Source organism: Phycisphaerae bacterium (assembly GCA_018003015.1).
In the GTDB taxonomy this organism is placed as follows: Bacteria; Planctomycetota; Phycisphaerae; order UBA1845; family PWPN01; genus JAGNEZ01.
This window is the reverse complement of the sequence record JAGNEZ010000032.1, coordinates 1-26,107: the sequence shown is the minus strand read 5'-3', so window position 1 is coordinate 26,107 and position 26,107 is coordinate 1. Positions and strand designations below refer to the sequence as shown.

The window sequence follows — 26,107 nt, the reverse complement described above, 5'->3', positions numbered from 1 at the left end:
GAGCTGATAGATGGCGACTGATTGCCGGCGGCCGACGCCTGGCGGCCGACATCCCGCTGGAGTGTTGCATGGGAACTCGCGTCTGTAAACTGGCCCTTGAAGACGGAACCGTTTTCACCGGCGGTGCCTTCGGGGGCGCAGGCACGCACGTGGGCGAGGTCTGTTTCAACACCTCGATGGCCGGCTACCAGGAGATCCTCACCGACCCCTCGTATACCGGCCAGATCGTCACCATGACCTACCCGCTGATCGGAAACTATGGTGTGAGCGAGGAGGACGCCGAGTCGCGCGGGCCGGCGGTCGAGGGCTTCGTGATCAAGGAACTGGCCCGGCGGAGCAGCAACTTCCGGGCGACCCTGTCGCTCGACGAATACCTCCAGCGGCATGGCGTGGTCGGCCTCCAGGGCGTGGATACCCGGGCGATCACCCGCAAGCTGCGGATCCAGGGTGCGCTCAAGGGTGCGATCTCGACCGAGATCCTGGACGATGCCGTCCTCGTTGAGCGGGCGAGGGCATGGATCGGTTTGGTCGGCGAGGACATGGTCAAGCGGGTCATGCCCGACAGGCCGTTTCCCTGGACCCGGGGCTACGAGAGTCTCTTTGCGATGGCTCACCGCAAGCCCGCCGGGCGGTTCCGCGTCGTGGCCATGGACTGCGGCATGAAGCTCAACATCCTGCGCAACCTGGTCGAGATCGGCTGCGAGGTGACCGTAGTACCTCCAACCGCTAGCGCCCAGGATATCCTGGCTTATCGCCCGACGGGGGTCTTTGTCAGCAACGGCCCCGGCGATCCCGAGCCGCTCGCATACGCCATCGACACCCTCAAGGGGCTCATCGGCCAGGTGCCGATCTTCGGCATCTGCCTGGGACACCAGTTGCTGGCCCTGGCCCTCGGGGCTCGCACCTACAAGCTGAAGTTCGGTCACCGCGGCGGCAACCAGCCGGTCATCAACCTGGCTACCCGCCGGGTGGAGATCACCTCGCAGAACCACGGGTTCGCGGTGGATACGGCCACCCTGCTCAAGGTCGGCGGCGTGCCCACGCACGAGAACCTCAACGATCGGACGCTGGAGGGCTTCAGCCACGAGGATCTGCCGATCTTCTCGGTGCAGTATCACCCCGAGGCAAGCCCCGGCCCGCACGATGCGATCTACCTGTTCGACTGCTTCGCCGACATGATGAACACCGGCCGGGCCCCGACCGCCGAGCACATGGCTTCCGCCCAGGCCCGCCTGGAGGGCAAGCCCGCATGATCGTGCTCATCGACAACTACGACTCGTTCACCTACAACCTCGTCCAGCGGATCGGCGAGATCGACCGCACCCGGGCGATGAAAGTCTATCGCAACGACCAGGTGGCCCTCGACCAGATCGAATCCGACAAGCCCGACCATCTCATCATCTCGCCCGGCCCGTGCACGCCCAAGGAGGCCGGCATCAGCGTCGAGGCGATCAAGTACTTCGCCGGCAAGATGCCGATCCTCGGTGTCTGCCTGGGCCACCAGTCCATCGGGTGCGCCTTCGGCGCCGAGATCGTCCGCGCCGACCGTCTCATGCACGGCAAGACCAGCCAGATCCGCCACGACGGCAAGACGATCTTCGGTGGGATGAGCAACCCGTTCACCGCGACCCGCTACCACTCGCTGGTCATCAAGCCGGAGAGCTGTCCCAAGGTCCTCGAAGTCACCGCCCGCACCACCGACAATCCCGACCGCGAGATCATGGCCGTCCGCCACAAAACCATGCCCATCGAGGGCGTGCAGTTTCACCCGGAGAGCTTCCTGACCGAGGAAGGCTTCATCCTGCTGGCGAACTTCCTGAAGATGTGAGATCGGCCCCTCCAGGTCGCGGGGTTCTCGCGGTGATGGCCCGCCGTCATGGGTAGATCAAGGTGTCCGTGTCGCCGAAGGGCGCCTCGGTCCCCGCCGGGAGTGTGCCTTGCACCCGGATCGGCTCGTCGCCGCCGAGACCGCCGCTGGCGTCCGACCAGCGAGTGTAGATATTGTCGTTCATGTAACCGGCGACGGGCGTTGTCTGAGACTCGATGTGTCCGTCGGCGTACAGGACGGTCTGGTTCTTGCCGCCGTGGTTCGGCGAGTTCCAGGGCATCCAGTCCCCGGGTGCGGCCGCGGTTCCGGCCTTTGGGGGGCCAGGCTGCCGTGCCCCGGCTTCCAGGGCAGCACCGAACGGTCCCTTGTCCGCCGCCAAGGCCATTCGCGGGTCGCGGGTGGTGGCGGGCCGGCCGTGCGTGCCATACGGGACCTGTAGCCCGTAGCTGATCTCGCTGTACCTGGCGAAGTCCCAGAGGTTCTGAGGATTCTCGTCCGTGCCGGGCCGGTCGGAAGTCAACGGGCATACGAAGGACGGGGGCGAGTTCATGCCTCGTCGGACCAGAGTCCACAGACTGCGGGTGACAGACATTTCCGTGTCGGTGATGCGGGTCTCGCCCGCCTTTGGATCCTCCGGGTGGCCTCGACGTGTGCCGATCTTGCCGGGGGCATAGGTGACGGTGCACTTGCCGTTTTCGGTGGCCGGGGCGTGGGCGGCGATCGGCCATGTGCCCGCGTTTTCGCCGGCGTAGCTGTGCATGCCCCTACCCAGTTCTTTGAGGTTAGCCGCGCACACCGCGAGCGGCGCGAGCCTGCCGGTGCGCTGGAACGTGATTGGCGGGATCAGGGCGAGAATGATCACCGTGAAGGCGAAGAACGCCACGATCTCCACTCTGGTGAGCCCCTTTCGAGTTGAACTGCTTCGGCCGGGACTTCGCGACATGCCGTTTCCTCGGGTTCGTTTCCTGCTGGTTGTCCATCGTATTCTAGCGAAAGGGGAGTCTTGTGTCAGCGGAGGTGATACCTGGCTCGCTTGCGTCTGATGCGCAAGGTATGATGCCGCCATCTTGCGGGAGCGGCACGCATGTCGGTTCGGTTCATGGTGGGCAGAGCAGGCTGGGGCAAGACCTGGCGGTGTCTGGAGTCCGTACGGGAACGGCTTCGCGTCGATGCGGCAGAAGGGAACCGGTTGCTGCTGCTGGTGCCGGAGCAGGCCAGCTTCCAGATGGAGCGGGCCCTGATCGAGACACCCGACCTGCCCGGCTTCACCCGCTGCGAAGTTCTGAGCTTTCAGCGTTTGGCCTACCGCATCTTCGCCGAGACCGGGACCGACCCACGATGCGGCGATCGGACTATCGGCCGGTTGGGACGCCAGATGGCTATTCGCCGGTTGATCCATCGCGAGCGAGCCCGGCTGCGGCTTCTCGATCGGGTGGCGGACAAGTCCGGCCTGGTCCGCCAGGTGGCCGCCGCGATCGACGAGCTGATGCGCGAGCAGGTCGAGCCTTCGGCGCTGACTCAACTGGCGGAAGGCTTCGAGCGAGAGAACCCGTTGGGTGCGGCCAAGCTGGGCGATCTGGCCCGTCTCTACCAGGCCTACCTCGCCTACCTTCAGGGCGACCGGCTGGACCCGGCCCAGTACCTGAATCTCGCGGCTGAACGGCTTCCCCAGTGCACCTGGCTCGGCGGGGCCGAGGTGTGGGTAGACGGTTTCGCGGGCTTCACCGGCCAGGAGGTGACCGTTCTGGTCGAGCTCGCCAGGCAGGTGGCGGTCATGGAGATTGCCCTGCTGGTGAACCCGGCCGCCTCGGCGGTGCAGTCGGACAACCTGCCGGGCATGACCGTCTCGCTGTTCGCTCGGACGGAGCGGACGATGGTCCGGCTGCGGAAACGGTTCCGCGAGGCGGGTGTGGCCGTCGACGAGCCTGTGCGGCTGGACGACGAACGGCCCCCGCGCTTCCGGGCTCCGGAACTGGCTCGGCTGGAGGAGTGCCTGTGTCTGGAGGGTTCGTGGGCGCAAGCGAGGCGGTCCTCGACCGGTGCGATCCGGGTGCTGGAACTGCCCGATCGCCGGTCCGAAGTCGAGGCGGCGGTCGCCGAGATCCAACGGCTGACGCGTGCGGCCGTTCCGCCGATGCGTTACCGCGACGTGGCCGTCATCGTGCGGGACATGGGGCCATACCACGATCTGCTCTCGGCGGCCCTGGGGGCTCAGGGTATTCCCTGCTTCATCGATCGCCGTCGCCCGACGGCCTACCATCCGCTGATCGAACTGGTCCGCGCCCTGCTGGCCGTGGCCACCGACCATTGTCGGCTCGATTCCGTGCGTCTGACACTCAAGACCGGCTTGCTGCCCATGTCGCCGGACGATGCCGATCTGCTCGAGAACTATCTATTGGCCCAGGGGATCAACGGCCGAGCGTCCTGGAGCGAAGCCTGGACGGGCACGCGGATGTTCAAGCACAAGGACGAGCAGGGCCGGCTCGGTGATCCGGAGCGGGCGACGATCGAGCGGATCAACGGCCTGCGACGCCGCTGGCTGGCGTTGGTCGGGCCGTGGTTGGATGTGGCCGCAACCGCCAAGGAGCTCGAGGGCCGTGTGTGGGCGACCGCCCTGTTCGAGCGGCTGGACGCGATGAAGGCGGCCGAGACGCTGCACGGCTGGGCGGACCGGGCGCAAGCGGTTGGGGATGTCGACGGAGCTCAAATGCACCGCCAGGTGTGGGCTGATTTCGTCGAGTTGCTCGACGAGTACGTCAAGGCGCTGGGCGGCGAGTGGATGCGGATCGGCGAGGTTCGCGAAGCGATCGAGGCCGGTCTGGCCGAGTTCGATATCGGTCTGGCCCCGCCGACGCTCGACCAGGTTCTGGTCGGTGCGATCGAGCGAAGCCGCCACCCGTCGATGCGGGCCACGATTCTGTTGGGCTTCGATCGGGTTCATTTCCCGCGGCGCCGGTCGGAGGATCCGCTGCTCGGCGACACGGAGCGCGAGTCCCTGGAGAAGGCCGGGGTAGAGGTCGGATCTTCGCGGCGCCGGCAGATGCTCGATGAGCGCATGCTGGCCTACATCGCCCTGACCCGAGCCAGTGAATACCTCTGGATCAGCTATCCCCGAGCCGATGCCGATGGCTCGCCGGTGCAGCCGTCGCCGTTCCTCGATCCGATTCTGAAAGCGGTGCCGGGCTTGGAGGTCGAGAAGGTCGGTGATCCGCGGATGGACCGTTCGGCCCGGGGCCTGACTCAGGTTAGTGAACTGGGTGAGCGCCTGGCGCTCGAGTTTCGCTACCGTGTCCCGCGGGTCCAGGAGACAGATGAGGCTCGCCGCCGGAAGTGGAACGCGCTCTACGAGGCGGCCAGGAACCGGCCGGAATGGTCGGTCACCCTCCGGCAGCTGCTGGCCGGCCTGGGCTACCGCAACGACGCCAGGCTCCGTGCCGGCATGGTTCAGCGGGCGGTGCGAACGCCGTTTGTGGGCAGCGTCAGCGAGTTGGAGCTTTACGCCGCGTGTCCGTTCGCCCACTACGCCCGGTACTTCCTGCGGCTCGATTCGCGGGCCGAGGCGGAGCTCGCCCAGGTGGACGTCGGTGTCTACTGCCACGCGATCATGGAGGAATTCATCGGGCTCCTGGCGAAGAGCGGCACCGATTTGGCGGATCTCGAGGATGCGGACATCGAGGAAGGGATCATGGCCGCAGCGAACAAGGTCGAGCCGGTTCTGGCCGATCAGATGATGCTCGAAGCTGCCCGGCACGCGTTCCTGGCCGGGCGACATCGCGGGTACATGGCTCGAGTGACTCGCTGGCAGCGAGACTTCGCCAAGGTGGGCCGGTTCCGTCCGTGGAAGGTTGAGCTGTCCTTTGGCTACCAGGGCGCGAAGGACGCCCTGGTCCTCCGGACGCCCAAGGGCCGAGAGATCCAGCTTCGTGGACGGATTGACCGGGTGGACCTCGCCGACCTGGGCGACGTGCTCCTTGGGCTGGTGGTCGACTACAAGACAACCGACGCACGGTACAAGAAGCTCGATCTGACCGACGTGTACCACGGCCTGGCCCTGCAGCTGGTTGGCTACCTGCTGGTCCTGCGTCAGCGAGGCCATTCGCTGGCCGGCCGACCGATTCAACCGGCCGCCGCGTTTTACCTTCCGCTCCTGGAAGGCTACCAGAGCGTCAAGCATCCCAGCGAGGAGAGGGCGTTTCGCTACCTGTGGCGCGGAATCGCGGACGTGAACGGACTGGACAGCCTCGACGGCACAGCCAGAGCGAATCGAGAATCCATGTATCTCGCCGCCCAGTTGACCGGCGAAGGCCGGCCCTACGCGAACTCCGATCTAGTCGAACCGGAGGGAATGGAGAAGCTGCTCGGCCACGTCGGCAGACGCATGGGCGAGCTGGCCGACGATCTGCTCGACGGCCGGGTCGACGTCTATCCCTACTGGCTGCGTCGGCAGCGGCCCTGCCGGTTTTGTCACTTCGCTCCATTCTGCCGGTTCGAGGTTTCAACACAGCCGATGCGCGTTCTCCAGTCCTTCAGGAAGCCAGCCGCGCTGGACGCGATGAAGGGGGGCGGCTCACATGGCTCGTGAACCGCGCCGATCGTCGGAAGCGCTCCGGCGTAGAACGGGTGTCCTGCCTGTGGACGCGGGTCATGGCCTGCTGGACCATCTGAGCGACTCTCAGCGACGAGCTGTGTTGACCGTCGATCGCAGTCTACTCGTCTCCGCCGCGGCGGGATCGGGCAAGACCACGGTGCTGGCGGAGCGATGTGCCGCCCTGGTGTGCGACCTACCCGCTGGGCAACGGTGTGAGATGGACGAACTCCTGGTCGTGACCTTCACCAAGGCTGCTGCCGAGGAGATGCGGACCCGGATCGGCAAGGCCATTCAGAGGCGGGTTGACCACCTTGGCGACAGCCCGGACAAGTCGCGGCTCAACGAACAGCTCTATCAGCTCGATAACGCGAGCATCTCCACCATTCACTCGTTCTGCCAGACGCTGATCCAGCGCTGGTTCCCACAGGCCGGCGTCGATCCGCAGGTCACGGTCCTGGCCGGCGACGAGTCCGAACTGCTCCGCCGGGAGGTACTCGAGGCCCAGTTCGCCGATCTCTACGGCGAGGAGAGTGGGCGCGGAGACGCTTTTCGCAGGTTCGTGGACGAATACGGCGGCGGGCGCGATGAGCCAATCGCTCCGGTCGTGCTTGGCCTGCACCGCTTCCTGAACAGCCTGGCGGAGCCTGACGGCTGGCTGGCCCGGGCGTTGAAGAATGTGGATGTGAGTGCCCCCGAGGGTCTGGTCGCCCGCCTCCATCACCTCCAGCAGGAGCGATTGGGCCGTGAGCTGCAGCTCCAGGCGGAGTACTGCGACGATTTGGCGGCGACGATTCGCCAATGCTGGCCGGTGGCGGCGATGCACGCCGAGGCCATCGATGAGCATGCGGTCCGTCTGCGCGAGTGGTTCCAGCTGGTAAGCGGCAGTCCGGAATGCTGGCAACAGGCAGCGGATCTGATCCGCGGTTTCGAGTTCGAGGTTTCGAGGAGGCGGCCGCGGAGTCTCTCGCAGAGCGATGCCCAGGCGTTCGAGGCCGCCAAGAAGCTCCGCGACCAGCTCAAGAGACTGCACGAGCGGCTGGATGACGACTTCTGCCAGTTCACGGCCGACGAGTACCGCGAGGGGATGCTGAAGGTCGCTCCCCATGTCCGGACGCTGGCGGATCTGGCGACGGAATTCGGCACGCGCTACCGGGCGGCCAAGAGCGAGCAGGCGGTCATCGATTTCGAGGACCTGCAGCGCGGCGCGTTCCGGCTGCTGAGCGAAGGTGGACGGCCCGATCGCCCCAGCGAGATTGCCCGCCAGCTGCAGAGCCAGTACCGGTACGTGCTGGTCGATGAGTTTCAGGACGTGGACCCGCTGCAGATTGCCATTCTCGAGCTGGTCAGTCGGGAGAAGGCCGACCCGCCCGAGGGCAACCTCTTCGTGGTGGGTGACATCAAGCAGAGCATCTATCGCTTCCGCCTGGCCGAGCCGCAAGTGTTTACCGCTCGCGAGGATGGGATCGAGGCGGGCACGAAGCCGGGCGAGGTCATCCGGCTGCAGGAGAACTACCGCAGTCGTGCGGCGGTCATCGACGCCGTCAACGCCGTGTTCCGCCCACTCATGAGCCGCCAGTTCGGCGGCAGCGACTACGACAACAGGGCCGAGCTGCACGCCGGGGCGAGCCATCCCCCTTGTGTCGACGGTGATTCGGCCGATGACGCGGCAGTCTTCGACCGGTCGGCGATCGAGATGCACATCCTCGAGCCGGTCGCCGCGCCCACGCAGCCGGCGGCACCTTCACCAGCCGAGGGCGGGTCCGCCGAGGGCGAGGATCAGCGAGGACCCGAGTTCCAGGATGCAGCCGACGAGCTGGAGGGCATCGAACGCGAGGCCTTCCTGATCGCTCGGCGAATAGGCGAGTGGATGGGTGGCTATCCCGAGGGCAAGCGGTTTCACGTCGCCGATCACCCGGCCTCGCCGGGAAGCCCGCCGGCCATGCGGCCGCTCCAGTATCGCGATGTGGTCATCTTGCTTCGCTCGCTGCAATACAAAGCCGGACCGATCGCCGAGGTTCTCCGTCGCATGGGGATTCCGGTTCGCGTCGAAGGCCAGGAGTCAGCGTGGGAGACGACCGAGTTCAACGATATCGTCAGTCTGTTACGCGTCCTCGATAATCGCCGGCAGGATATCCCCCTGGCCTCGGTGCTGCGATCGCCGCTGCTCAAGGACCGGTTCGACGAAACCGAGCTGCTCGAGATTCGGCTGTTGAACCACGGCATGTCCTTCCATGAGGTCGTGATGGAGTATGCGGATCGCGGTCCGGACGAGTCGCTTCGGGACCGCGTGGCCCAGGCAATGGCCATGCTCGACCGCTATCGGGAACGTATTCGATGCAACCCGGTCGCGGAGGTGCTGTGGGAGTTGTACGAGGAGACGGGCTACCTGGCCTACGCTTCCGGTCTCCCCGGGGGGCTTCAGCGTCGCGACCACCTGAGCCGGCTTCACGAACTGGCCCGCGAGTTCGGCGGCTTTGCCCGCCAGGGGTTGCGGCGTTTCCTTCGGTACATCGAGGATCTGCTAACGGCCGAGCACGCCCCACAGCAGGCATCCGGGGGGTCGGCCGCGGACGACGTAGTTCGCATCATGACGATCCACGGCAGCAAGGGGCTCGAGTTTCCGGTGGTGGTCCTCGCCGATCTGCAGAAGCGGTTCAATCTCCGGGACGCAACGGCAACGATCCTCATCGACCGTCAATACGGCATCGCTCCTCGGGCGGCGGACCCCGAGCGCCGGATCCGGTATCCGACGTTGATTCACCAGATCGCTGCGGACCACATACGCCAGGAGAATCTCTCCGAGGAGCTGCGCGTGCTGTATGTCGCCCTGACCCGGGCGCGCGAGCATCTCCTGCTCGTCGGCCGGATGTCGCCGGCGCGCGTGGCGACCTTGCGCCATCGGCAAGCAGGGGCTGGCGGATCGAACCGCGGGGTTTCGCGGTACCAGATGGAGAAGGCGGCGGCGATGCAGGACTGGCTGTTGCCGGCCATCTGTTCGGCGCCGGCCAGCACCGTCGAATGGGCGGGCGAGAGCGACGCCGCCGGCCCGCCGCCGCTGTTCAAGATCTACGTCCACGACCGGGCCACGACGGACGCCTGGCACATCCCGCCAGCCGTCGAGGTCAGTCGGGCCGAGCCGCTGGCACGTCTCGCGGACCTCCAGCCATTGCCGGCCGACGAGCCGCGTGCCGATGACGAGTCGATTGAACCGATTGTTGCAGCCCTGACCAGCCACTACCCGTGCCCGGAGTTGACCACACTCCTCGCTCGGATGCGGGTGACAGAGGTGAAGCGTCGGCTTGATCCGACGCTCGATCCAGACGAGATGCCTCGACCTGGCCCGGCCGGCCCTGGGCTGTTTCCTCGCCCCCTGTTTCTGGAACAGGAGGCGATCCCCGATGCGGCCGACATCGGAACGGTCACCCACCGATTCCTGCAGCTGGTCGATCTGGGACGGTCATGCGACGCACGGGATCTTGTGGTCCAGCTCAAGCGTCTCATCGAGCAGGGACGGATGACGGCCGAGGACGCGGGCCGGGTGCTCTTGGACGGCGTGGCCTGGTTTCTAAACAGCGATCTCGGCTGTCTCGTCCGACGACGAGCCGCCGACGTCCGACGGGAGGTGCCGGTGACCTCGCGCGTGTCACCGGACAAAGTGGATCCGCTCGTGCGCGGTCGCGACGCCCGGGACGTGGTGCTGATACGCGGGATGGTGGATCTGCTTTTGGTGGAATCGGACGGACTGGACATTCTTGACTACAAGACTGACGCCGTCGAGGGCCACGCTGTCCCATCGCGAGCCGCGCTCTATCGAGTTCAGATCGACGCCTACGCCGAGGCGTTGAGGGCGATCTATCACCGACCGGTGAAACGGAAGTCGCTGGTCTTCCTGCGGGCGAAAGTGATCTTCGAGCTGGACGGATGACCGGCTGAGCGAGAACCGCGAAGTGAGAAGCGACCACGGATCATTTGCCCATGTCGTTCCGGATATACGAGGTCTCTGATTCGACTCTGAACGGCGCGGATCCCTGCCCCCGCCCGGTGCGGTCGCGTCGTGAACTGCTCCAGGAGTGGCTGGTCGCGCAGCCGCTGTTGCCTCCGGCTCTGGGGTTCATTCTGGGTGTCGTGCTAGACAGCCGGTGGGCGGTACCTTTCCCGATTCTGATCGCGGTATTCGTGCTGGCGGGTATGGCCTTGATTCGCTTTCGTCATCGTGACAGCTTGCGATGCTGGGCGGTTCTGCTGGCCGGGCTCGCGGTTGGCGCGGCGCGGCACGATATCGGCTTTCGCCACTGGAGGGCCGATCACATCGCGTACTTCTGCACCGACGAACCGGCTCCGGTTCGCCTGATTGGCACGGTCGTATCGCCGCCGCTGGTCAGATCGCCCGACTCCGGGCGGGTCCAGTGGATGGAGTTGAAGCCCTGCACGCACATGAACATCATGGCGGAACACATCGCAAGCGAGGGAGGCGAGATTCCGGCCAGCGGGCTGGTGGCCGTCCTGGTCCGCGAACCGGTCGAGCATGTCGTTGCGGGTGATCGCGTCGACCTGCGCGGACAGCTGCGCCGCATCGTCCCGCCATCGAACCCGGGCGAATACGACTTTGCCCTGGCCAGTCGTCGTCGAGGGGTCCTGGCTCAGCTGGTCTGCAAGAGGGCCGCCCACGTCGCGGTGCTGGCCAAGGAGGCCAATCGCCATCGGGCCATCGCCGAGATGCGGCGCCGGGTTCAGGCGGCCATGTTGGATGGCACGTTTCGTGGTGACGAACCGGGTGCGGAACTGCTGGCCGCCATGGTCCTCGGACAGCGGAGTGCCGTATCGCCGGAGATCAACGAGGCGTTCACGGTCACGGGCACAGTACACATCCTGAGCGTCAGCGGTTCCCATGTCGCTATGCTGCTCGGACTGGTCTGGCTCGTGGGGATGGTCGTTGGGGCCTCGCGACGGTCTTGCGCGGTGTGGGCCATGGTTCTGATCACCGCCTACGGGGTGGTGGCCGAGCCACAGCCACCGATCTGGCGGGCGATGCTCATGGGCAACCTGCTGTGCGGTGCCGTCCTACTTCGCCGTCCAGCTCGGACGCTCAACTGGATGGCCCTGGCCGCGCTGGTCCTGCTCGCTTTCCAACCGACTCAGTTGTTCGACATCGGCTTCCAACTCTCGTTCATCACCGTGATCGGCATCATGTACCTCTATCGTCCGGTCATGCGACTTGGGCGAAGCGGCGTCGACTGGGTGTTGCGGCGGGATGATCCGCTGCTCATGCCCGAGATCCAGGACCGGATCAGTCCGCCGGGCAGGCTCCGGCGCGTGCGGCGGTGGGCGGTCAGGACGATGGGTTCGTGCCTGGCGGTGTCTTTTGTGGCTTGGCTGGCGGGCCTGTTGCCGGCGGCTCATCATTTCCACCGCGTGGCGACGTGGGGCTGGCTGAGCAACCTGCCCGTGCTGCCCCTGGTCGGCGTGGTCGAGATCCTCGGCTTGGTGAAGGCGGTTCTGGGCCTGGTGCTGTCACCGGTGTCCGACGTGCTTGGATACCCGCTGGCCCTGCTGACCGGCTGGCTCATCGCTCTGGTCAAGTGGTTGGCCTCCTGGCCTGGAGCTGGGCTGGCCACGCCGGCCGTACCGGCGTGGCTGGTTTGTGGCGGAACGGGTGTTCTGGCCTTGTGGGTACTGCGGCCGTGGTTTCGCATCCGGCGGCGATGGGTCGCGGCCTGCGGACTGGCGTTTGCGGTCGTGCTGGTCTGGCAACTTGCCCCGCGTAGCCCGGGCAACGAATGTCGCGTTCACATTCTGGCGGTGGGCAATGGCCTGGCCAGTCTCCTTCAGCTGCCCAACGGCCAGGTTCTGGTCTGCGATATGGGGGCCCGACCGCCGTACGACGTCGAGAGGTACAAACTGGCACCGCTGCTCGCCCGGGAGAACATCTGGCGAATCGACGCGGCCCTGATCAGCCATCCGAACCTGGACCATTTCTGCGGTGTGCCAGACCTCGTTGCCCGGCGGCGGGTCGATCGGGTGGTTCTGTCACCCGGGTTCGTACTTCCGGGCACGAAGAGCGGCCCGGGGCTGCGGCTGATCGAGGAACTCCGTCGCCGCGGGGTGTTCATCGAGACGGTCAGCCGCGGGGATCGGCTTGCCGGGACGGGCGGTGCCGCCATGGAGGTCCTCTGGCCGCCCGGGAGCGACCGGGTGGACCTGCAGAAAGCCAACGATACCTCCCTGGTTTGGCGGTTGACCTGCGGCGGCAAGCGGGTTCTGTTCTGCGGCGACATCGAGGAACTGCCCCAGCATCATCTGATCGCGTCGGATGACCTGAGGGCCGACGTGCTCATCCTGCCGCATCATGGCGGCGTGAACGAGACGACCGCCGCCTTCATCCGGGCGGTGGACCCGACGTACTGCATCCGCTCGACCGGCCAGCGCGACGCGGATACTCGCAACGGTCTGCTGCAACTCGTCGCTGGCCGGAAGTACTTCAACACTGCCGAGGATGGCGCGATCGAGATACGGATGAGCACCGCTGAACTGAAGGTCTCGTCATTCAGGAAGCGGGCATTGCCCGACTCGTCCGCGGTGGGCAGGAGGGTGAAACAGGGAACAGTGCAGTGATTGCATGAGGGATGCGAGCGGTCAGAGCATCGCGCCACACTCCGGGCATACCCCGCTCAAGTTGCCGGTCAAATCGTAGCCGCACTTGCGGCAGTGGCCGAGAGGGTGTTGGCGGCGGAAGTCGAGGCAGAAGAGGACTGCTGTCGAGGCGAACGCACCCAGGAAGACGGCCAAGGAGAGTGTGTCGTCGACATATTGCCATGACCAGGGTATAGCTGCGATCCGCGCGATGCCGATGAGCGCGGACAGAACCAGGCCGCAGCCGACCAGCCAGCGCCGTGTGCGCGTCGGGCACCACCTGAAGACAACGCGGGGTCGCGATCGCGGTTCCATGCCTGACCTCTGACCCGTGTCACAGCCGCCGCCAGTGGCGGCCGGAGTCACCAAACAGCATATCCGCCTCGGGGGGGCCCCAGGTGCCGGCCTCGTAGTTCGGGAATCTCGGTGACGGGCTTGCGGTCCACGACTCCAGCATGGGCGAGATCAGCCGCCATGAGTAGTCCACCTCCTCGGCGCTGATAAACAGCGTCGCGTCGCCGAGCATGGCATCGAGCAGCAACCGCTCATAGGCCTCGGGCGAGTCACCGCCGAAACTGGTCCCGTAGCGGAAGTCCATCTTGACCGGTTGGATCCGCATCCGCATGCCCGGCACCTTGGCCTCGAATGACAGCGAGATGCCTTCGTCCGGTTGCACGCGGAGCACGAGCTGGTTTGGGGCCTGCGGCAGCTGCTCGGCCTCGGCGAACATGGCCATCGGCGGAGATCGGAACTGGATGGCCACCTCGGTCAGCCGCTTGGGCAGCCGTTTTCCGGTCCGCAGGTAGAACGGCACGCCCGACCACCGCCAGGTGTCGATGTGCAGGCGCAGCGCGACGAACGTCTCGGTGCTCGACGCCGGCTCCACCGCCTCTTCCTGGCGATATCCCTTCAAGGCATTGCCCGCGAAGCTGCCCGGGCCGTACTGGCCGCGGACGCTGGCCCCGGTCGACCCTGGCCCGACCAGCGGCTGGAGAGCGCGGAGGACCTTGACCTTCTCGTCGCGGATCGCCCGCGCGTCCATGCCCACCGGTGGCTCCATGGCCACGAGCGACAGGAGCTGCATCATGTGGTTCTGGGCCATGTCGCGGGTGGCACCGGCCGTGTCATAGTACTGGCCCCGCCGGCCTTCCATGCCTACCCGTTCGGCCACGGTGATCTGCACGTGATCGACATAACGCCGATTCCAGATCGGTTCAAAGATCGCGTTGGCAAACCGCATGACCAGGATGTTCTGTACTGTTTCCTTGCCGAGGTAGTGATCGATGCGAAAGATCTGGGACTCATCGAACGCGGCCTGCAGTCGGCGGTTCAGGTCGGCGGCGCTGGCCAGGTCGCGCCCGAACGGCTTCTCAACCACCAATCGGGTCCACGTCTTATCGTGGGGGGCGGCCACCAGTCCGGCGGCGTGGAGCTGTTCGGCCGCAGTGGCGAAGTACTCCGGTGCGGTCGCCAGGTAGAACAGGCAGTTCGCGGGGATCCGCCGCTCGGCGGCCAGGGTCTTGAGGCGCCGGCCAAGGGCGACGTAGTCGGCCGGACGGTCGAAGCTCAGTTTCTGATAGAAGAGGTTCTGGGCGAAGCCGCGCCAGACCTCGGGCAGCACCGGCTTGTGCCGTGAATGCTCGCCGACGGCCGCGAGCGTGGCCTCGCGGAACTGGTCGTCGGTCCAGTCTCGCCGGGAGACGCCGATGACCGTGATGCCGGCCGGCAGGAATCCTTCCCGGGCGAGATTGTAGAGGGCGGGGATCAGCTTGCGCTGGGTGAGATCCCCAGTTGCCCCGAACAGTGCGACGCAGCAAGGCTCGGGTGTGGTGGCATCCGGCAGGTCGCGACGCAATGGGTTGGCGGTTGTGGGATTCAAAGCCATCGTCTCCAGGCGCGATCTCAGGTCGAAATCGGTTCGCTCGGAAAACCATGATTGACAGCGGCTTACGTAGCCGCCCCGGTTCGCCTCGCGATTATATCATTGCTAACAACCGGGCAGTAGCTTCCTGCCCAGACGAGTCAACCGCCTGGCTGCGGGATCCGCGGGGTCTTTCTTGCGGCGGTCGGGCCTCCTTGCCGGCAGACGTCCGTGCAGCAGGCGGCCAGGCGTGTTCTTGTGCGCCGCGCTGCGTGGTTTTTTGGAGGTGTCCGCCGCTTGGCCCAGCTGAAGAGGCCGTCTCTTACCTGACCCACGACTTGATGTGGACCGAACCGTCGTCACGACTGCCGCGGGCGGAAGCTGGGGAGCGAGCTTGCCTTCGATGCTTTGGCGACCGTTGAATCCCGACGACCAGACTCTAAGATAAGCCCCTCCGGGTATCTGTGTGAGCTCATCCCTACGCAAGGAGTGCGACCGATGCCGGGAACGCCGTCGCCGTCGGGTCAGGGTTCAACATCTGGTCGGGGCTTGCCATCCCTCGAAGCCGCGGCGAGCGCTCGGGGGGGCGGGACTCTCGCCGCCCGCCTGGACAAGCTGTACGAGTACGAGCGCCAGCCGGTCAGCGCCGACAAGTTGCACGACGGGCGGTACTTCGCGGCCATGTTCGCCGGCGAGCATGTGGCAGGAACCGAGTTTGTCATCGGGGCTCTCTTCGTTCACTGGGGGGCGGGGGCGAGCGATCTGGTCTTCGGCCTGCTCCTCGGCAACTTCCTGGCGGTCCTGTCGTGGGCGTTTGTCTGTGCTCCGATCGCCACGCGGGTCCGGCTGACCCTGTACTGGTACGTGCGGCGGATCATCGGTCCAGGTCTGACCGTGGTCTATAACCTGGTGAACGCTCTGCTGTACTGCTGCCTGGCAGCGGCGATGATCGGCGTGTCGGCCTCCGCCGTGGTCATGGGCCTGAACCACATGCTCGGCCTGAGGCTGGTTCACCCCGGCCTGACGGACGTGTATCCCAACAGCGTTGGGTGGGTGATCATCGTGCTGGCCATCGGGGCTCTGGTGGTCGTACTCGCTATCGCGGGTTTCAAGAAGCTAAGCCAGTTCTCCGCGGTCTGCTCGCCGTGGATGTTCCCGATTTTCCTGGCCGGGGCCTTGGCGACGCTGCCGAAGCTGGGCGATGTTCGCGACTTCTCCGAGCTCTGGGCAATTGCCAACGAGAGGATCTGGACGGGGGTGGCGGTGCACGGCGGCGTCAAGCTGGGTTTCTGGCATGTCGCCTTCTTCGCCTGGTTCGCGAATCTGGCGATGCACATCGGGCTGTCGGACATGGCCGTGTTCCGCTATGCCCGGCACTGGAGTTACGGCTTCTACTCGGCGTTTGGGATGTACCTCGGGCACTTCTGTGCCTGGATCTGTGCCGGGATCATGGGCGCCGTGTTGGGCAGTCAACTCAACCCCGGTGAGATGGCCAACCGGGCGGCGGGAGCCGCGGGACTGATCTGCGTGCTGCTGGCCGGCTGGACGACGGCGAATCCGACCATCTACCGGGCGGGGCTGGCCCTGCAGATCATCACGCCGAACTGGCCGCGGTGGGCGGTGACCGTAGCCGCGGGGGGGATCACCACAATCGTGGCTCTCTTTCCGGCAATCTTCATGAAGCTGCTTGATTTCGTGGCCATCTACGGGCTGATGCTCATGCCGATCGGAGCGATCATCGTGGCCGAGCACTGGCTGTTTCCGAAGCTCGGGCTGGGCCAGTACTGGGCGGAGAAGCGCCGGCTGAGCGTCAATCCCGCGGCGCTGATCGCCTGGCTGGTGGTTCTGGTGATCTGCTTCCCGATCGAGCAGTTCACCGGTGGGGCTTTGAGATCGCCGATGGAGCTTATGGGCGTGCATCTGTTCTTCCGGTGGTTGCCGGGGTGGTTCATCGCGGCGGGGCTGTATGTGTTTCTGGCAGCGGTCATGGGGTCAAAGGCCGCCCCGGGTGAGCCAGTCGAGAAGCCGATCGACGCAGCCCGTGGCGGGCCGGCTGCTCGACCCGACGCGGCGGCGAGGTCGGCCGGCGGGCTACCCGGCTTCGCCTGGGTGGCGGGCGGGTGCGCGGTGCTGAGTCTGGCGGCCATCATCGCTTTGGCTCTACGCGTGTTCCTCGGTGGGGGGGCCGACGAGCGCATCTACAACGACAACATGGAAAGCTACAAACGGGGCCTGATGCTGGTGACGGTGATCTACTTCGTGGCCGCGGTCGTCTGGCAGGTCCAGCGGGAGAAGCTTCGAGAAGGCTGAACCAGGGATTGGCTGGCGGACGATGGAGGGGATTATCGAGCCACGGCCGGCGACCTCAGCTGCTCCACAAGGAGGCAGGTGTCGTTGAGCGGATGGGCGGAACGGACCTTGGCGGCTACTTCGCGGCAGCGAGCGGCCACGTCGCGCGACTCGGTCAGTTTCCTGATGGCGGCGGCCGCGGTGTGAGCGGTGTACAGGGCTCGCTTGATCGGCAGGGCGACGCCCAGCCGGGTCAGCCGGTCGGCGTTGTCCGGCTGATCGTAGGCGATGGGCATGATCAGGTGCGGCACGCCGGCGAGCAGGGCCTGACTGAGTGTGCCCATGCCCCCGTGGTGAACGACTAGGGCCACGCGCGGGAATACCCGGCCGTAGGGTGCGTATTCCACGTGCAAGATCCCGTCGGGCAGTCCAGCGGGGACCTGTTCCTTGTGTCGGGTGACCAGCAAGCCGCGCCGGCCAAGCTGTCTGCAGGCATCGACCGAGGCCTGGAAGAAGCGATCCTGGTCGCGGAACGGCGAGCCCATGGTGAACGCCACCGGCGGGGGGCCGGCGTCGAGGAACTCGGCCAGGCCGGCGGGCAGCGGCTTGTCCTCGGCGGCATCGTACAACGGGAAGCCGGTCAAGCGCGTCTGCCGTGGCCAATCCGGTTGCGGCTGGCCGAGCCAGGGCGGAAACAGCCCGATGATGCGCTGCGGCGAGAAGAGCCATTGACCGAGATGGTGCCTGACGGCGGGCAGGCCCAACTCGACGCGGAAGGCATCGATGGGCGGCCCGAGCAGCGGGTCGATGCAGAAACGATCGACGAAGGCGAACACCATCTTCTTCCAGCGGCGCGGCAGGCAGCTGAGGATCGGCCAGTCAGGGTGCTTCGGCGTCTCATGGATACTGCGGAAGGCATGCGGCTGCAGGCAGATCGTGGCCAGGGGGATGCCCAGGTGGTCCTGGGCGATGCGGGCCCCGAAGGCCCCAGCGTTCGCCACCATGACCGTCTCACCCGGCGCGTGGTGCCTGGCCACGATCTCGTACATCGGACGAATCAGCCACGGAAGGACTTTCTCACGGAAGAGCCTGCCCGATTTCTTGGGATCGCGGCCATCCGGGTTCTCGACGATCTCGTGGTACAGTTCCACGGGGCCAAGGGCGTCAAAATCGAGCCCCGCCCCGCGGCTCATCGATTCGAAGTAGGTGTTGCTGATCAGCGTCACCCGATGGCCGCGGGCCTTCAAACCACGCCCCAGCCACAGGAACGGATGGATGTCTCCGACACTCCCCAACGGTATCAGAATCACATGCATGGGTGACGTTCCGGTCTCAGTCTCGCTGGAGTGCCCGCAGCATCGCCATCCAGTCGGCATAAAAATAGGGCACGCCCAACTGTCCATGCAAGTCCCGCAGAACACCCAGACGTTCCTCGGTGAGCGGACCCTGCCATCCCCGGGCTGCCGGGTCACAGTAGAAGACGCGGCAACCGAGGGGGCGACAGGTCCGCGCCTGGCAACGGCCATCGCGAGCGTGGGGGCAAGTGTCCTGCTCGATCAGCGGGAGATCGTACCCCCCGGCCAGGTACAGCACGACCTCCAATGCCGTCACGTACAGGCGGTGACCGTAGGTTCCGAATTGGCAGCAGTGGCCGTGATTCCAGCAGGTGGGGTCGTACCCGGCGATGAGGCGGTCGGTTTCGTCGAAGAACCTGCGGAGCGCGGTGACGACTTCGGGACGTCTGGCGGCCTCACGAAGGGTCGCGATGTGGAACGTGTCTGACAGCGAATCGGTCATCGGGGCATCGTTTCTCACGGTCGGGCGTATCGGGCGACAACGGCCTCGGCGCTCTTGAGGCCGTCGATGGCGGCGCTGACGATGCCGCCCGCATAGCCCGCACCCTCACCGACGGGGTACAAGTTCGAGGTCGAGGCGGACTGGCGAGTCGCCGGGTCGCGTGTGATCCGCACCGGGCCGCTCGCTCGGCTTTCCGGGGCGGTGACCAGGGCATCCGGGCCACCGAAACCGGGCAACCGCCGGTCCAGCTGCTCGATCGCCCGGGCAACCGGTTCGATGATCGACGCCGGCAGGATTCGGCGCAGATCCACCCATCGACCGCCCAGCGGATAGCTGGTTTCGAGGCAACCGTCGGAGGTTTTGCCCTGCACAAGGTCGCCCGCACGCTGAGCGGGAACGTGGTAGTCACCGCCGGCGGCCTCGAACGCGGCCTGCTCCATGGTCCGCAGAGACTCAAATGCCGCCAGGGGATCATCCGCCGCCGCGGAGCAGACGATGCACGGGTCGAGGGTCACGACCAGGCCGCTGTTGGCCCGCGGTCCGTTGCGCCGCGACCGGCTTGCCCCGTTGGTGGAGAGGTGCCCGGGCAGCTCATTGGTCGGCAGGATCATGCCCCCGGGGCACATGCAGAAGCTGAACACGTCGCCGCCCCCGTCGGCTACTCCTTTGGCCACGAGCTGGTAGTCGGCCGGCGGCAGACGCTCGTGGCCGCACATCGGACCGTACTGCCAGCGGTCCACGAGTGATTGGGGGTGCTCGATCCGAACGCCTATCTGGAATGGCTTGGATTCAAAACGCACACCTCGTCGTCCGAGCATCCGCAGCGTGTCGCGGGCCGAGTGGCCGATGCCCAGAATGACCGGGCCGCAGGCGATCGTCTCGCCGTTGATGACGATGCCGGTCAATCGGCTGTTGTCGATGACCACGTCGTCGAGTCGCCTTCCGAAGCAAACCTCGCCGCCGAGGGCCTCGATATGCAGACGGATCCGCCGGCAGATGCCGGGCAGCTTGTCCGAGCCGACATGCGGCTTGCCGTCGATGAGGATGTCCGGCTTGGCCCCGTGGTGGTAGAAAGTCTCGAGCACGAGCTGGACACGCGGATCTTTGACCCGGGTGTACAGCTTACCGTCGGAGTATGCCCCCGCGCCGCCCTCCCCGTACAAGAGGTTTGACTCCGGATGGAATCGCCGGGCCCGGTAGAAGTCAACCATAACGTCGCGATGCCGGGTGGAGACGTCTTGGCCGCGATCGACAACCAGCGGCCGGTAGCCGAGCTTGGCCAGGGTGAGGGCAGCGAACATGCCGGCCGGCCCGAAGCCGACAACCACCGGCCGGTCGGGCATGGGCTCGGATCCAGACTCCGGATCGGGTACGATTTCGGGCTCAAGCCACGAAACGTCCGGCCGGCGGAGGCGATGGAGGACGTGCTTCTCCCGTTTGGTCGGACCAACCAGGGCTAGCTCGACGTTGTAGGTGAACGCGATTCGGTCTTTGTGCCGCGCGTCGAGGGAGCGACGGACGACCGCCCATGCCTGAATGTCGCTCATGGCGATACGCAGCCTGGCCGCCGCCCGCTGAAGCAGTAGCTCCTCCGGCTCGTCCAGCCCCAGCGTCAGTCCTCGCACGACGATTGGCACGGGCACAGACTCTAGCAGGGAACCCGTCGATCTGCCACCGGACCTCCCGATCTCGGACTCGATGCCGGTGGGCGGGGGCGGCGGCGGCGGCGCCAGCTCCCGCTCATCTTCCCCCGGCGTGCCGGACGCCTTGCGAGGCGGTGGGTTCGCCCGCTGCCCGAGCCGGATCGTAAGGCGCCAAGAGAGGGCCAATAATAACGATCATTAAGGTCGTCGTGTGCATCTGCTGGGCAGCCTATGGAGGGGGGCGGCGGTTGGGTACGCGGGGCGAGACGAACGTGAGGAAGCGAGCCCTGATCCCCCAACTCTTTTCAGGGTCAGGCCTTATGGCTTCGGTCGGGGCTCGCAAGAGCCCTTGGCCGGGTCGGCTGGGACGTGCGGCAACACGCTGCGATCTGGGTGATGCCGCCGGTGGATCAGCCATCAGGTTGGGGGTGATAAGCGTTGGTAATCCTTTGATTCACAAGTCCTTGGGCCCTTTTGCGGTAGACAGAAAGGGCCGATTATGGTATTATGCAAATGCCAATGGCTGGCAACACCTCTAGGAGCAAGGAGGGGGTGTTGGCGGGGATGCTGAGCTTCCGGTCTCGACGCTTGGCCCGCGGGCTGTCTGCGGCATGGAACGTGTCTGCTGCCGCAGGCCCAGCGATCCAGTCGGGTTGAGGATTCTTCTCACTGTTCTTTTCTGGAAAGGAGCTGGAGATCCAATGAACCGTCACACGAGCTACTTGTCAGTGCTTATGGCCGCGGCGTGTCTCGTCGCGCTGCCGGTCGCGGCGTACGCGAACGTGTACCCGTCAGGCGTGACTTTCGACGCATCGGCGTTGAACGGCACATGCGGCACCGCAACGGTGACCTACATCCTCAACGAAAATGCCAACGGCGACGGCGTTCGGCCGGGTGTCACCATCGAGGTTCTGGACAGCTCCTCGACGGCGATCAGGACCGTGACCATCGCCCGCCAGGCCAAGGGCAAGCACGGCTGGCAGTGGGACGGCCGCAAGGATGACGGCACCCGAGCCCCCAGCGGCGTGGACAAGACCTACTCGTTCCGCATCACCGCGGCGGATCAAGGGCATGCTTCCTGGTCGGAGATTGGTGGCCACGACACCGCACACTCCTTCTACTACCCCACGGGCGTAGATGTCAACCGAAACCCGGCCAGCCCCCACTACGGCAAGATCTACGTCGCGGAGAACAACGTCGGGGATGATTCCGGCGTGACCGCTTTCGGTCGTAACACCCAGAATGGCGTCTACTGCCTGTCTGCGGACGGTGCCGAGGTTGCCTTCTCAAATGCCGTCGACCCTGCGGGCACCATGACCGACTGGACGCATGACACGACGAACTACTCGTCTCCCTTCAGGCTGAACATCGGATGGGATGATGGTCACGTCTATGTGGCCAGCTTCTTCGACGACTTCGCGTTCGAGTTTGCCCCCGATCTGTCTTCTGTCGTCCAATTGCTGGCCGGCGATTACAGCAACCAGACACACTACAACGAGACCGACGCGGATAATCACGACATCGGCCAGTGGATCAGCAGCCTTCTCTCCATCGGTTCGAAGGAAGCCGGCAACCGCGAGCTCTGCTGCCTCAACTCCAACTACTGGGCTTCTGCTCCGAACAACAGAGGCGTGATCAAATACATACTGGGGAGCCAAGACAGGGCGACGGCGGGGGACGTGGGCACTCGATTCATCTACACGACGCCGTACTACGGATATGACTTCGCCCGCGACAAGGACGGCAACTTCTACATCACCAACTATCGTGCCAAGGCCGGCGAAGCCGCGGCCGTGGAGAAGTACGATCCAACTGGCGCAAAGATCGCGACCTTCACAACCCCCAATGACCAGCCCTATGTTCGCGGCGTCGGCGTCTGCGAATCGAAGGGCTGGGTTGCGGTATCCAAGCGGTATCAAGGCAGCGTGCCGATCTACGATTCGACGACCGGCGCTCAGTTGTACATAGTCGCCGCCGAGGGTAACGTTCAGGTCGCTGACGTTGCATTCGATGACGCCGGCAACCTGTATACGATCTGCAATTCGTCGGAGTGGCTGAGGGTCTGGTCACCACCGGATGGCCCGAATCACAAGGACCTGACCAGCGCCAGTTTCGTTCTGGACAAGCCTGGCGCGGGCGGGCCGACGATCACCAGCCAACCCGAGGATGTCTCGTTCTGCCCGAACGGCTCCGCGTCGCTGACCGTGGGAGCCACCGGGAGCGGCCTGACCTACCAGTGGCAGAAAGACGGAGTTGATTTGAGCGACGGCACTAACGGCGAAGGCGTGACCATCGCCGGCGCAACGACGACCACTTTGTCGCTCGGCAACGTAGCCGCGTCGTACAACGGAGCGGTGATGAGCGCTAAGGTCTGTGATGCCAACGGGGTGGTGGTCAGCCGGCTGGCCACGTTGCGCATTGGCGTCTTCTTTGCCCAGGCGCCGGCGTCGACCACGGTCTGCCAGAATACCAATGCCACCTTCTCGGTCCTTGCCACCGGTAAGGGCACACTGTCCTATGTCTGGCAGAAGGACACGGCCGGTGATGGCGTCTTCGGGGACATCGTTCCGCCGGCGACCGGGACGTCGGTGACGCTGCCCAACGTTCAGACAGCGGACAGCGGCACCAAGGTCCGCTGCGTCGTGACCGACGAGTGTGGAAGCGTTACCAGTTCGGAGGCAGTTCTGACTGTCAAGGGTAACCCGACCGGGCTCTCCGTGTACTTCCCGGTTGAGGTGGACGTGGGGAAGAACGCCCACTTCTACTGCAGTGCGGCAGGAACCGGCGTGCTCCACTACCAGTGGTATAAGACGGTCAGGGGCGTGAAGACGGAGATCGGCACCGATCAGGCCACCGTCGACTACACCGTCGAGCAGTGCGACAACTGGTATGAGAACGGGGTCCTGCAACTGGCGGTCATCTCCTGTAAGGTGAGCGATGACTGCGGGTCCGCCGAGACCGACAGGAACGGTGAGATCATCTGCACGCTGAAGGTCGCGACCGGTGCTCCGGTGCCCCAGGACAGCCAGGAACTCTGCTCCGACGGTCTGGACAACTCCTGCAACGGGTTGATCGACTGCGACGATCCGCTGTGCGTAGCCGGTGGCTTCTGCTGCGGCCACACCCCGTTCGCTGATGCCGATGACGACGGGGACGTCGACCAGGTGGACTTCGGTGTCTGGCAGTTGTGCTACACGGGACCGGGCGACCCGGGGCAGCAGTTCAACAAAGAACTGTGCTTCTGCTTCGACCGCAACATGGACAACGCGGTCGACATGAATGATTTCAACGCGTTCGAGGCCTGCTACAGTGGGCCGAGCGTTCCGGCGAGTCCGACCTGCGGACAACAGTAGCATCCCTCGGTTCGTGACCGTCGGTCGACGGCCATGGACAGCGCCGTGAAAACAAACCGCCCTGCCTCCTCATCAGCGACGATGGCAGGGCGGTTTCTTTGTCGGAAGGGCCGGAGCCGGCGAGCCGCTACTCGGCGGGAAGCGAAGCGGCGCCCTTCTTATGTTCGACCAGGTTGGCCAGACCACCGATCGCGCCGAGGTTCATGCTGTCGACCGCGGAACTCGGCACTACGATGATCGAGCCCTTGTCCTTGAGCCCCTCGTACAACATGTTCATGGCTCGCAGGTGAACGGCCACGGGGTTGTCCTGGTAGGGTCGGGCCGCGTCGATGAACTTGCTGGCAATCTCGGTTTCCGCGGTGCTGAGGATGATGCGGGCCTGACGCTCCCGTTCAGCCTGGGCCTGCTTGCTCATCGCATCCTCGAGTGCCTGAGGGATGATCACGTCACGGATTTCGACCGACTGGACGGTGATACCCCAGGGGTTGCTCTTGGCGTCCATGACTTCCTGGAGGGCTTTGCCCAGGGCTTCGCGCTCAGTGAGCATCTCCGCCAGGGTGTGGCGGCCGATGGTATCCCGCAGGGCCGTCTGGGCGGACAGGACGATCGCCCGGTAGTAGCTCTCCACCTCGAGCACCGCTTTCTGTGCGTCCCAGACGTGCCAGAAACAGATCGCGTCCACGTTCACCGGCACGGTGTCACGCGTCAGGGTGCTTTCGGCCTGAAAATCCGTCGCCCGAACGCGCATGTCCACCAACCTGGCAACACGGTCCACGATCGGGACCAGCCAGAAGACGCCGGGCCCGCCCAGGCGATGGAATCGGCCCAGCCTGAGAATGACCGCACGGTCCCATTGCAGAGCGATCCGCACGGCCAACAGCGCGATCAGAACCAGCAGGATCGCCGGAGCGGTCAGCAGCCAAGGGTGATCCATGGTGACGACCGGCGTCCTGGACCCAGGTAGGGTAATCCAGGGCAACGCCCCGACGATGCCGATCAGCACGGCGATCACCACGTTGATGAGATAGGTGGATGCCCGCTGCTTCTCACGGTTTTTGTGTTCCGCCTCCAGGGCCAGTTCCGGATGAGTGGTTCGTGCCATCGTGGTCTCCTTTGCCTCTGTAAACGAGCCTCTCTGCCTCAATCTCCACGTTCGAACGCCTGCCGGTAGGTGCATTCCTCCGCCTCCGCGAGCTGCTGGACCATCTCTCCAATCTCCTCCGGGCTAAAGCCGCAGCCGCTGGCGTGCGACAGAAACCGCGCACACAGGGCCTCCAAACCCGCCGGCCGGTCCGTTGCCCCCGCCACGACGATCGCTGTCGGCTGATCGGCCGGCAGAGGCGTACCGGGAGCCGTGGCCAGCGAGCGACCCGGCTCCGGCATCCTCCGCATCACGATCCCTTGCGTCGGGTTGGCCGCCCCCGGCCGGATGGCGAACTCGACGGTCAGGCCCCGCATTCTCGGAGTCTCGTCACCGGCTCCCTGTCGGCCGGAAGAGAAACCCAGTCGGATCAGCATGGTCTCCCTCCTTGCTCAAGGAGGTGCCGGATCATCTGGTTGACCTCCTGGGCGGTGAAGCCGTAGCCCCCGGCATGGGCCAGGAACTCCACGCAGAGCGACTCGAGCTTGGCCTGCCGGTCGGCTTCGCTGAGTCCACCAGCCGGCTGCTGAGCCACAAAGGTGCCCGTACCCTGCTCTGTGGTCAGCACCCCCTCGCGTTCAAGTTCCGTGTAGGCCTTGATGATCGTGTTGGGGTTGACCGACAGCTCTACCGCCAGGGCCCGGACCGTGGGAAGTTGTTCGCCGGCCTGGAGTCGCCCAGAGGAGATCCCGAAGCGAATCTGATCCTGAATCTGCCGGTAGATGGGTACGCCGCTATGTCCGCTGAGTGCAAATTGAATCATAGGTCTATCTCACTATACTACTAGTGTACTACATTAGTAGGTCATTGTCAAGGGTTTTCTTGGCTTATTGGCTGGATGAGATCCGTTCTAGCCCAAGTTACTGAACAACTGCGATTTTGAAAAGATCTTCGGGTTGGCATCCGCGTTCTCCGGGCGATCAGCGGGGTTGGATGGCGTTTTCGGCGATGTAGTGGAAACCTACCCTCTTGAAGAT

At 65.3% G+C, this 26,107-nt stretch carries 16 protein-coding genes; 7 read left to right on the top strand and 9 right to left on the bottom strand.

The window, feature by feature from the left end; genetic code table 11:
- Positions 1-68: 68 nt before the first annotated feature.
- Both carA and KA354_14660 read left to right on the top strand, forming a co-directional pair.
- Entirely contained in the window at positions 69-1,253 is a 1,185-nt protein-coding gene (gene carA / locus KA354_14665; GenBank protein ID MBP7935885.1) for a glutamine-hydrolyzing carbamoyl-phosphate synthase small subunit, read from the top strand.
- Positions 1,250-1,828, top strand: coding sequence for an aminodeoxychorismate/anthranilate synthase component II (locus tag KA354_14660; GenBank protein ID MBP7935884.1), 579 nt, complete (start codon positions 1,250-1,252; stop codon positions 1,826-1,828). Before carA ends, KA354_14660 begins: the two co-directional genes overlap by 4 nt.
- A 46-nt stretch (positions 1,829-1,874) precedes the next feature.
- On the opposite strand, the gene KA354_14655 is transcribed toward KA354_14660, so the two are convergent.
- Positions 1,875-2,771 carry a hypothetical protein gene (locus KA354_14655; protein ID MBP7935883.1) on the bottom strand — a complete coding sequence of 299 codons (897 nt, stop codon included), beginning with the start codon at positions 2,769-2,771 and terminating at the stop codon, positions 1,875-1,877.
- A gap of 141 nt (positions 2,772-2,912) precedes the next feature.
- On the opposite strand from KA354_14655, the gene KA354_14650 reads away from it, so the two are divergent.
- Genes KA354_14650 through KA354_14640 form a run of 3 tightly spaced genes read left to right on the top strand, consistent with a single transcriptional unit; the run spans position 2,913 to position 13,028 of the window.
- On the top strand, positions 2,913-6,410 hold the full coding sequence (locus KA354_14650) for a PD-(D/E)XK nuclease family protein (GenBank protein MBP7935882.1): 3,498 nt from the start codon (positions 2,913-2,915) through the stop codon (positions 6,408-6,410).
- Entirely contained in the window at positions 6,400-10,341 is a 3,942-nt protein-coding gene (locus KA354_14645) for a UvrD-helicase domain-containing protein (GenBank protein MBP7935881.1), read from the top strand. Before KA354_14650 ends, KA354_14645 begins: the two co-directional genes overlap by 11 nt.
- A gap of 50 nt (positions 10,342-10,391) precedes the next feature.
- The gene (locus KA354_14640) at positions 10,392-13,028 is read left to right on the top strand and encodes a ComEC/Rec2 family competence protein (GenBank protein ID MBP7935880.1); all 2,637 of its coding nucleotides are present in this window, start codon (positions 10,392-10,394) and stop codon (positions 13,026-13,028) included.
- Positions 13,029-13,049: 21 nt separating this feature from the next.
- Here KA354_14640 and KA354_14635 read toward each other — a convergent pair whose 3' ends face one another.
- On the bottom strand, positions 13,050-13,361 hold the full coding sequence (locus tag KA354_14635) for a hypothetical protein (GenBank protein MBP7935879.1): 312 nt from the start codon (positions 13,359-13,361) through the stop codon (positions 13,050-13,052).
- Between the two features lie 19 nt (positions 13,362-13,380).
- The gene (zwf, locus tag KA354_14630) at positions 13,381-14,931 is read right to left on the bottom strand and encodes a glucose-6-phosphate dehydrogenase (protein ID MBP7935878.1); all 1,551 of its coding nucleotides are present in this window, start codon (positions 14,929-14,931) and stop codon (positions 13,381-13,383) included.
- Between the two features lie 474 nt (positions 14,932-15,405).
- Between zwf and KA354_14625 the strand changes: the two genes are divergently transcribed.
- The gene (locus KA354_14625) at positions 15,406-17,217 is read left to right on the top strand and encodes a hypothetical protein (GenBank protein MBP7935877.1); all 1,812 of its coding nucleotides are present in this window, start codon (positions 15,406-15,408) and stop codon (positions 17,215-17,217) included.
- Between the two features lie 32 nt (positions 17,218-17,249).
- On the opposite strand, the gene KA354_14620 is transcribed toward KA354_14625, so the two are convergent.
- The 3 genes from KA354_14620 to KA354_14610 are packed head-to-tail and all read right to left on the bottom strand — an operon-like array spanning position 17,250 to position 20,630.
- Positions 17,250-18,512 (bottom strand): glycosyltransferase, encoded by a 1,263-nt coding sequence (locus tag KA354_14620; protein MBP7935876.1) that lies wholly within the window; start codon positions 18,510-18,512, stop codon positions 17,250-17,252.
- Positions 18,513-18,528: 16 nt separating this feature from the next.
- Positions 18,529-18,993, bottom strand: coding sequence for a hypothetical protein (locus KA354_14615; protein ID MBP7935875.1), 465 nt, complete (start codon positions 18,991-18,993; stop codon positions 18,529-18,531).
- Positions 18,994-19,007: 14 nt separating this feature from the next.
- The gene (locus tag KA354_14610) at positions 19,008-20,630 is read right to left on the bottom strand and encodes a hypothetical protein (protein ID MBP7935874.1); all 1,623 of its coding nucleotides are present in this window, start codon (positions 20,628-20,630) and stop codon (positions 19,008-19,010) included.
- Positions 20,631-21,337: 707 nt separating this feature from the next.
- On the opposite strand from KA354_14610, the gene KA354_14605 reads away from it, so the two are divergent.
- Positions 21,338-23,989, top strand: a complete 2,652-nt coding sequence (locus tag KA354_14605) for a hypothetical protein (protein ID MBP7935873.1) — start codon at positions 21,338-21,340, stop codon at positions 23,987-23,989.
- A 127-nt stretch (positions 23,990-24,116) separates the two neighbouring features.
- On the opposite strand, the gene KA354_14600 is transcribed toward KA354_14605, so the two are convergent.
- The 3 genes from KA354_14600 to KA354_14590 form a co-directional block, all read right to left on the bottom strand.
- Positions 24,117-24,923, bottom strand: a complete 807-nt coding sequence (locus KA354_14600; protein MBP7935872.1) for a slipin family protein — start codon at positions 24,921-24,923, stop codon at positions 24,117-24,119.
- Between the two features lie 206 nt (positions 24,924-25,129).
- The gene (locus KA354_14595) at positions 25,130-25,507 is read right to left on the bottom strand and encodes a hypothetical protein (protein ID MBP7935871.1); all 378 of its coding nucleotides are present in this window, start codon (positions 25,505-25,507) and stop codon (positions 25,130-25,132) included.
- Positions 25,501-25,893: a GntR family transcriptional regulator gene (locus KA354_14590; GenBank protein ID MBP7935870.1), complete on the bottom strand. Its 393-nt coding sequence runs from the start codon at positions 25,891-25,893 to the stop codon at positions 25,501-25,503. The genes KA354_14595 and KA354_14590 overlap by 7 nt, the downstream gene beginning before the upstream one ends.
- Between the last annotated feature and the right edge of the window lie 214 nt (positions 25,894-26,107).